This is a genomic window from uncultured Ruminobacter sp. (assembly GCA_902764345.1).
In the GTDB taxonomy this organism is placed as follows: domain Bacteria; phylum Pseudomonadota; class Gammaproteobacteria; order Enterobacterales; family Succinivibrionaceae; genus Ruminobacter.
In genome coordinates, this window is record CACWVT010000069.1 from 1 (window position 1) to 8,894 (window position 8,894).

General features: G+C 45.8%; 7 protein-coding genes. All 7 read left to right on the top strand.

Translation table 11 applies throughout. The features are described 5' to 3' along the window. The first annotated feature begins 465 nt into the window (after positions 1–465). Positions 466–1,248 carry a M15 family metallopeptidase gene (locus QZU58_RS09350; RefSeq protein ID WP_294460172.1) on the top strand — a complete coding sequence of 261 codons (783 nt, stop codon included), beginning with the start codon at positions 466–468 and terminating at the stop codon, positions 1,246–1,248. A gap of 770 nt (positions 1,249–2,018) precedes the next feature. After that, entirely contained in the window at positions 2,019–6,653 is a 4,635-nt protein-coding gene (gene gltB, locus QZU58_RS09355; protein ID WP_294460175.1) for a glutamate synthase large subunit, read from the top strand. Then, positions 6,654–7,010: a hypothetical protein gene (locus tag QZU58_RS09360; RefSeq protein ID WP_294496263.1), complete on the top strand. Its 357-nt coding sequence runs from the start codon at positions 6,654–6,656 to the stop codon at positions 7,008–7,010. It abuts the gene before it with no gap. Positions 7,011–7,134: 124 nt separating this feature from the next. After that, a complete protein-coding gene (locus QZU58_RS09365) occupies positions 7,135–7,458 on the top strand; it encodes a DUF6442 family protein (protein ID WP_294496265.1) in 324 nt (107 codons plus the stop codon). An 11-nt stretch (positions 7,459–7,469) separates the two neighbouring features. Continuing rightward, complete coding sequence (locus QZU58_RS09370) at positions 7,470–7,676, top strand: helix-turn-helix transcriptional regulator (protein ID WP_294496267.1); 207 nt, start codon at positions 7,470–7,472, stop codon at positions 7,674–7,676. Positions 7,677–7,799: 123 nt separating this feature from the next. Continuing rightward, positions 7,800–8,585 (top strand): S-adenosylmethionine synthetase N-terminal domain-containing protein, encoded by a 786-nt coding sequence (locus tag QZU58_RS09375; RefSeq protein ID WP_294496269.1) that lies wholly within the window; start codon positions 7,800–7,802, stop codon positions 8,583–8,585. After that, a partial coding sequence (locus QZU58_RS09380; protein WP_294496271.1) for an HNH endonuclease occupies positions 8,585–8,894 on the top strand: 310 nt, incomplete at its 3' end. The genes QZU58_RS09375 and QZU58_RS09380, both read left to right, overlap by 1 nt.

The following is an 8,894-nucleotide window of genomic DNA, read 5'->3' on the forward strand; positions in this document are numbered from 1 at the left end:
AATCCTCGTATAACAGAGTGGCCAATGCCGTGCTTACACTGAGGAAAATGTCTTGCCTAAATTACTGCTTGACAAAAGTCGTTTCATAACAGGCATAAATATCTTCATAATCATTTCCTCATTTGATGTATTTACGACCATGTGCGGCCTAGATGTTCATTAGTCTGTGGTTTTATAATTCCGGTTATTTCTTCTGACCGGATGAGCTCAGTATAGCAGTATGGAAGTGTTTTAATTTTTCATGCTGATGATAAGGTGTTACCAAATATTACAAATGGTAAGATAATTTTTCTGAACCTGTTTTTACGGGAAAAATTTATTTTGTTTTAATAGATTTTTATCTCAATTTAATTAGTGAAAAGAGGATAAAGTCTAATAATTTTATAAAACGGCGCTAGAATTAACTTATGAATATGCCGCTTCTAGAAAGTTTCCCTCTCATGTAAACACCATTTGGAGATAAAAATGATCAATAAATTTCGTGATGACTGGTGTAAAGCCAAATTCAGAATGCTGACTGTTGCAATGCTGATTTCGATGGGGTTTGGGTGTTGTCAGGTTGCCGATGTGGATAATTCCGGCGAGACGGCAGGTGCCACGGTGACTCAGAATGTTAAATTATCATCAGATTCATCAGGTTTTGTACTCCTGAGTGAAGCCGTTCCGGATGTTATTTTAGAGATTCGTTATTACTCTACCTACAACTTTGTGGGAGACAGGATTGACGGATACGAAGAGCCATTAGCCTTTTTAACCAAAGAGGCGGCATCAGCCCTGAAAAATGTTAGCGATGAACTGATAACCAAGGGGTATCGCCTTAAAATATTTGATGCCTACCGTCCTCAAAAGGCTGTTACCCATTTCATGAACTGGGCTTTGGATGAAAATGATGTCCGTATGAAGAAGTACTTTTATCCGGAATTGGATAAAAAGGTTCTTTTCCCTCAAGGGTACATTGCTGAACATTCAGGGCACAGCCGTGGCAGTACCGTTGATCTGACGCTTTTCGACATGACAACGGAAAAGGAAGTTGATATGGGGGGAACGTTCGACTACTTCGGTGAACTCAGTCATCCGGACTACCGTAACATTACCGAGGAGCAGTATAAAAACAGAATGTTACTGCGTGAGGTTATGCTGAAACATGGTTTTAAACCTCTGGTAGAGGAGTGGTGGCATTTTACACTGGCTGATGAACCATATCCCGATACTTATTTCACTTTCCCAATTAATAGTAATTCACTTTGATATTCAGAAATTTGACAGGCATTAGGCAACATGGGGAAACGAAAGGGGGGCTCACTCCTTCTCATGTCAATCAATGTGCATCCGGGCGGATTTCTTTTTAGGTCTGTCGGTTGTGTTTGTTAAAAGTCTGAAAGGCTCACTTTGCTTTCAGGCTTATGTTGATTCTGATATTTTTCAATGCATATCTAAATTTCTTATGCACGCTGTTAGTGCATAATGAACCAATCGGAAACATTGAATAATCCATAATGCCATTTAAGAGGATGACTGACAGTTGCCGTAAACGGATGAGACTGCTGATTGTATGGGAGTCGGTTTATTTTTATGCTCTAATACTGTGCATGTTGTGATTATTTTGGTTATTTAAAAAGGGTGATTGCTTTCTTTTTATGCACTCTTATGGATTAAATGCATAAATATTCATAAAAAGTAAATAATTATTAAACAATGAATACTGCCGGAAATGTCGTGATAATTGTAGATTATATATATAAGGTATTAGATGTACTTACTAATATATATGCTGTAATCAGTTAATGTATTCAAACATCTCTATAAGGTTTACAAATAAGTCAAAGTCTGATTAAATGAATAAATATTTGTGATCAAGATATCGTTATATGGCATGAATTATGCTTCATGCACAAATTAAGTGAGAATTTTTGTATTCTTAAGTGATACAGCCATAAATTTTTTTCAGTTGTCTTACAAGGTGCGGGATTGCTCCGAACCGGAAAGACAATAAGTCGTAATATAGAGGATTTGATGTGATGGATTCAGCATTACCTAAGAGCCAGGGGCTTTACGATCCCGCAAATGAGCATGATGCATGTGGCGTCGGCTTTGTTGCTCATATGAAGGGAGTTAAAAGCCATAGTATTGTTGAGCAGGGTTTGCTTATACTCAAAAATATCAATCACCGCGGAGCCGTTGGTGCCGACCCGTTACAGGGCGATGGTGCAGGCATATTAATTCAGATACCTGATCAGTTATACCGTGATGATATGATTTTACAGGGAGTACAGCTTCCTGCTGCGGGTGAATACGGTGTAGGTATGATTTTTCTGCCACGTGAAGCTGCTTCACGCAAGGCCTGCGAAGAAGAAATTGAAAGAGCCGTCAGAGCTGAAGGTCAGATTGTTCTCGGCTGGAGAGATGTTCCTGTTGATGATAAGTGTCCTATGTCTCCTACCGTTAAGAGTACTGAACCGGTAATCAGACAGATCTTTGTCGGTCGCGGAAAGGATGTTCTTGTTACCGATGCTCTTGAAAGAAAGCTTTATATAATCAGAAAGCGCAGTTCAAAGGCAATCAAGAATCTTAATTTAAGACACTGCCATGAATTCTACATCCCATCATTTTCTGCAAGAACCATAGTATATAAGGGTTTGCTTCTTGCTGATCAGGTTGGTACTTACTTCAGAGATCTTGCTGATACCAGATGTCAGTCAGCACTGGCAATGGTTCACCAGAGATTTTCAACCAACACTTTCCCATCTTGGGATTTGGCTCATCCGTTCCGCATGATTGCCCATAACGGTGAAATTAATACCGTCCGTGGTAACGTAAATTGGATGCGTGCAAGAGAGCAGTGCGTTCACTCTCCTGTTCTGGGAGATGATCTCGAAAAGGTTTGGCCTCTGATTTATCCGGGACAGTCTGACTCAGCTTCATTTGATAATGCACTTGAGCTTCTTACCATGAGCGGATACTCTCTCGCTCATGCGGTTATGATGATGATTCCTGAGGCTTGGGAAAAGCATGCCACTATGGATCCTAAGCGTCATGCGTTCTATGAATATCATGCAGCCATGATGGAGCCGTGGGACGGTCCTGCAGCCGTGGCATTCACTGATGGTCGTCAGATTGGTGCAACTCTTGACCGAAACGGTCTGCGTCCAGCAAGATATCTTGTTACCAAGGATGATCTGGTTGTTATGGCCTCAGAATCCGGCGTTCTTCCTATCGATGATTCCAGAATTCTTAAGAAATGGCGTCTGCAGCCAGGCAAGATGTTCCTCATTGATATGGAACAGGGGCGCATCATTGATGATTCAGAAATCAAAAACAGTCTTGCAACTGCTAAGCCTTACAGTGAGTGGATTAACAAAATCCGCATCAAGATCGGAGAACTTGATGAACGTTCAGGAAACGTTGCTCCGATTGCTCACGAGGCTTCACTTCTTGATATGCAGCAGCTGTTCGGGTATACCGCTGAAGACATTAATAAGATTATGTTGCCTATGGCTAAGCTTGGTCAGGAACCATTGGCTTCAATGGGTAATGATGCCGCTCTGGCCGTAATGGCAAAGAAGGACAAGACCTTATACGATTATTTCCGTCAGGTTTTTGCCCAGGTAACCAATCCTCCGATTGACCCTATTCGTGAAGAGATGGTTATGTCCCTTATTTCATTTATCGGACCAAGACCTAATCTTCTGAATTCCACCGATATCAATCCACCTATCAGATTGGAAGTTGAACAGCCTATACTTAGCGAACTCCACATGGAGCAGATAAGAAGCATTGCCAAGTATACAGACAGTAAATTCCGTTCATATGAACTGGATATTACTTATCCTCTGTCATGGGGCAAGGAAGGTATCGAAGCCCGTCTCGCAAGTCTTGCCTGTGAAGCTGAAGATGCCGTTAAGGCAGGTGCAAACATTCTGATTGTTACTGACCGTAAGGTATGTAAGGATCGTGTGGCCATTCCTGCTCTGCTCGCAACATCAACTGTTCATCTTCGTCTTGTTAATGCCGGTCTCAGAACCAGTACAGGTCTTGTTGTTGAAACCGGCAGTGCCAGGGAAGTTCATCATTTTGCACTTCTTGCCGGTTATGGGGCAGAAGCGGTTCATCCGTATCTTGCCATTGAAACCCTTCGTGATTTGGCCAAGGGCGATAAGGCTCTGGAAGAAGATTACATCCACCACTACATCAAGGCTGTATGCAAGGGCCTTTGCAAGACCATGTCCAAGATGGGTATTTCAACCTACATGTCTTACACCGGTGCTCAGGTATTTGAAGCTGTTGGTCTTACCCGTGAATTTGTGGATAAGTACTTCACCAATACCGCAAGCAACGTGGAAGGCGTTGGACTGTTCGAAGTTGCTCAGGAAGCAATCAATCTGCACAATGCAGCCTTTGGTAAGGATCCGCTTCTTGCTGAAAGTCTTGATGTCGGCGGCGAATACAGTGTTCGTGTAAGAGGTGAGGATCATCTGTGGACTCCTGATGCCATTTCAAATCTTCAGCATGCGGTTCGTCAGAATGATGCCGAAACTTATCAGAAGTATGCCGAAATCATTAATGATCAGACGAAGAGACATCTTACTCTTCGCGGCTTCTTTGAAATCAAGTCTCCGTTCAGCCCAATCAGCATTGACGAGGTTGAACCTGCTAAAGACATTGTTAAGCGTTTCGCTACCGGTGCAATGTCTCTCGGCTCAATTTCCACCGAAGCTCATACAAATCTTGCCATAGCCATGAACCGTATCGGCGGTAAGTCAAATACCGGTGAGGGCGGTGAAGATGCAAGACGCTTCCAGCCTGTTACCGAAAAGACCATGCTTTCAGAAATTATCGGTGCCGGCCGTGTGGCAAGGGATATTGAACTTGAACCTGGCGACAGTCTTCGTTCCGCAATCAAACAGGTTGCATCAGGCCGTTTCGGTGTTACTGCCGAATACTGTGTCAATGCGGATCAGATTCAGATCAAGATGGCTCAGGGTGCAAAGCCTGGTGAAGGCGGTCAGCTTCCAGGACATAAGGTTTCAGAATATATCGGATTCCTGCGTCATTCTGTTCCGGGTGTTGGTCTTATTTCTCCTCCACCACATCACGATATTTATTCCATCGAGGATCTTGCTCAGCTGATTCACGACCTTAAGAATGTTAATCCTAAGGCTTCAATTTCAGTTAAGCTTGTTTCTGAGGTGGGTATCGGCACAGTAGCTGCCGGTGTGGCAAAGGCCAAGGCCGACCATATTGTTATTGCAGGTCACGACGGCGGTACCGGTGCATCTCCTGCATCTTCCATCAAGCATGCGGGTTCAGCATGGGAATTAGGTCTTTCTGAAACTCAGCAGACTCTGGTTCTCAACAGACTTCGTGGCCGTGTAAGAGTACAGGTTGACGGTCAGCTGAAGACCGGTAGGGACGTTGTTATCGGTGCTCTGCTCGGTGCGGATGAATTCGGTTTTGCTACAGCTCCGCTCGTTGCGTCAGGCTGTATCATGATGAGAAAGTGTCAGCTTAATACCTGTCCGGTAGGTGTGGCTACTCAGGATCCTGAACTTCGTAAGCGTTTTGCAGGCAGACCTGAACATGTAGTGAGATATTTCTTCTACGTGGCTGAAGAAGTACGTCAGATTATGGCTTCAATGGGTATCAGAAAGTTCGACGATCTGATTGGTCATTCCGAATATCTGGATAAGCGTCAGGGCATTGAACACTGGAAGGCCAAGGGACTCGACTTCTCAAGAATTTTCTACCAGCCGGAAAGAGCGGAAAGTACTGCAATCAGACACTCTGAATTACAGGATCATGGTTTGGACAAGGCTTTGGACAATGAATTCATTTCCAATGCCGCTCAGGCCATTGCCAAGGGTAAGAAGGTCGAATTTGCGGGCAGAATTACCAATGTAAACCGTACCGCATGTACCATGCTTTCTGGTGCGGTAGCAGAAAAGTATGGTGATCACGGTCTTGCCGAAGATACCATTACCATCCGTCTTACCGGTACTGCAGGTCAGTCATTTGCAGCATTCCTCTGCGGTGGCGTAACTGTTGAACTTACTGGTGAAGCCAATGACTACGTTGGTAAGAGTATGTCTGGCGGTAAGCTTATTATTCATCCTCGTAAGGATTTCGTTGCGAACACCTACGAAAACATCATCTGCGGTAACACCTGTTTCTATGGTGCAACCAGCGGTGAAGCTTATGTAAGCGGTGTTGCCGGCGAAAGATTCTGCGTAAGAAATTCAGGGGCTACAGCCGTTATTGAAGGTGTTGGTGATCACGGTTGTGAATACATGACCGGCGGTACCGTAATTGTTCTCGGTAATACCGGCCGTAACTTTGCCGCAGGTATGTCAGGCGGTATTGCATACGTATATGATCCTGACGGAAAGTTTGCCGATTCCTGCAATCTGACCTCTGTTGATTTGGAAAAGGTTGTTCCAGCATCAGCTCAGAACGTGGCCGAACCGCGCCACTGTGGTATGGCTGATGAGGATATTCTGAGAAAGTATATTCAGAATCATGCTGATTATACCGGCAGTAATAGGGCTAAGGAAATTCTTAAGAACTGGTCTGACAGCCTGAAGAAATTTGTAAAGGTATTCCCTAAAGAATACCGTCAAGCACTTGTGTTGCAGTCTAACAGTAAGGAGAGCGTGTAAATGGGTAAGCCAACAGGTTTTATGGAGTACGCCCGCATTAATGATAAGCACCTGAGCGTTGCTGAGCGTGTTAAGAATTTTAATGAGTTTACTCCTTGTTTAACAGATGAAGAGGCTACCGTACAGGCGGCCAGATGCATGGACTGCGGCGTTCCTTTCTGTAACAACAAGTGTCCGGTACACAATAATATCCCTGATTTTAACGATCTTGTGTACAGGGGAGATTATGAAACAGCAATACGTGTACTTCACAGTACCAGCAGCTTCCCTGAATTTACCGGTCGTGTTTGTCCCGCTCTCTGTGAGGCTGCATGCAGCGTGGGTATAAGCGGAAGAACCGTGCGCTGGACCGGCTGACAGTGTTGCTGTTCGGGAAATCCTGACTTGCAAAGAAAACTTTGCGAAAAGTATTGACAAGTATACTTGGCATGTGTATAATACAACCATGCCAAGTGAACTTGGCAACCTATTGGGAGGTGCTATGATGAATAGAGAAGAAATACTGGCAAAAAGCCAACAGGAAAATCATGGGCAGGATATTGCTAATCTGGAAGTGTCGAAGAACGGCATGAAGATTGGATGGGTCGTAATTATATGTTTGCTGGCCTTCGTATCGGTAGTCAACGCAATCGTATTTGAACGGATGAGCAGTGAGGTTTTCTTTGCTGTTACTGCTTCAACCTCCGTTATCTTTTTCTACAAATACATGAAATTACATCAGAAACATGAGCTATTCGTTGCAGTCATTGACGCAGTTGCAGCTGGCGCGTTCCTTATTTCATGGATTATTCAGCTCTTCGGATAACGAGGTGCAATATGGAAGACAAACTGATACTGAAAAACAGACTAAAGGAAATCCGTACAGAGAAAGGGCTGTCACAGGCACAACTCGCAGAGATGGTCGGTGTGTCTCGAAACACGATCAGCTCTATTGAAACCGGACAGTTTAGCCCAACAGCAAAGCTTGCACTTATCTTGAGCATCGCATTGGAAAAACAGTTTGAAGAAATCTTTTATTTCTAACTTTCATGTCCAAAATCGGATAAACTGTCCCTTGAGAAACGTGATATGCTTGTATCATGAAAAATGCGCGGGAGCCTCGGAGGAAAAACCTCCGGGGCTTTTGCTTTGTGAAGGAGAATCATTATGTTTGAAAAAGTCAACCCTTCCCATCCCGACAAGCTGTGTGATCGCATCGCCGGAGCCATCGTGGATCTCGCATATGCCCAGGTTGCCGATCCTCGCATCGCTGTGGAGGTTCTTCTGGGCCACGGCATCTGCCACATCATTGTGGAGACGGACATCTCCATTCCGTTCTATGAGGTAGAGGCTGCTGTCAACCGCATCGCCGGGAAGGTCGCTGTGGATTATGTAGAGGTGGCGCAGGATCGGCATCTGGCCCAGAACCAGGAACACGGTTTCCGCTGCGGTGACAACGGTATCTTCAAAGGCGTTCCGGTGACCGAGGAGCAGAAAAAGCTGACCGATATCGCCAAGGACATCTATGCCGAGTATGGCTGTGACGGGAAATACATCCTTGACGGCGATCGGCTGATCCTCTGCCAGAGCAATGCCACCACAGAGAAGCTCCGCGCTGCTTACCCGACAGCGGAGGTCAACCCTCTGGGCGATTGGACCGGCGGTCCTGATGTGGACACTGGCGCTACCAACCGTAAGCTGGGCAGCGACATGGCAGACAGCGTCACCGGCGGTGGCCTGCATGGGAAGGATCTCAGCAAGGCAGACGTCAGCTTGAATGTCTGGGCATGGCTCAAAGCACAGGAAACTGGAAAGCCTGTGGAGGTCTGCTGCGCCATTGGCGACGATCAGGTTGGCGGTGTTCCGTTCAGCGAAATGGTCGAGACCGCACGCGCCTACATCAACCAGCTCGGCGGCTTCGAGCAGTTCGCCGAGTGGGGTCTGGTGCGCTGATGCCTACCAAACCAAAGGTGCCCTGCAAGCACCCCGGCTGCGCTGCGTTGATCCCATCCGGCACCAAGTACTGTGATCTGCACCGGCCATTGCATCCGGAGGAAGTACGGTCGGCTGCCAGCCGAGGCTATGACCGGTCATGGCAGAAGGCCAGCAGACTGTTCCTGCAGGCGCACCCGCTCTGCGAGGAGTGCATGAAGCGCGGCAAGTACACCAAGGCCACGGTCGTTGATCACATCATCGCACACAGAGGGGATGAGACTTTGTTCTGGGACCGGAGCAACTGGCGTGCCCTTTGCAAGCGCTGCC

Coding starts and splice junctions, on each gene's coding strand:
- QZU58_RS09350 (WP_294460172.1), top strand. CDS start 466: ATGATCAATAAATTTCGTGATGACTGGTGTAAAGCCAAATTCAGAATG.
- QZU58_RS09370 (WP_294496267.1), top strand. CDS start 7,470: ATGGAAGACAAACTGATACTGAAAAACAGACTAAAGGAAATCCGTACA.
- QZU58_RS09375 (WP_294496269.1), top strand. CDS start 7,800: ATGTTTGAAAAAGTCAACCCTTCCCATCCCGACAAGCTGTGTGATCGC.
- QZU58_RS09360 (WP_294496263.1), top strand. CDS start 6,654: ATGGGTAAGCCAACAGGTTTTATGGAGTACGCCCGCATTAATGATAAG.
- QZU58_RS09365 (WP_294496265.1), top strand. CDS start 7,135: ATGATGAATAGAGAAGAAATACTGGCAAAAAGCCAACAGGAAAATCAT.
- gltB (WP_294460175.1), top strand. CDS start 2,019: ATGGATTCAGCATTACCTAAGAGCCAGGGGCTTTACGATCCCGCAAAT.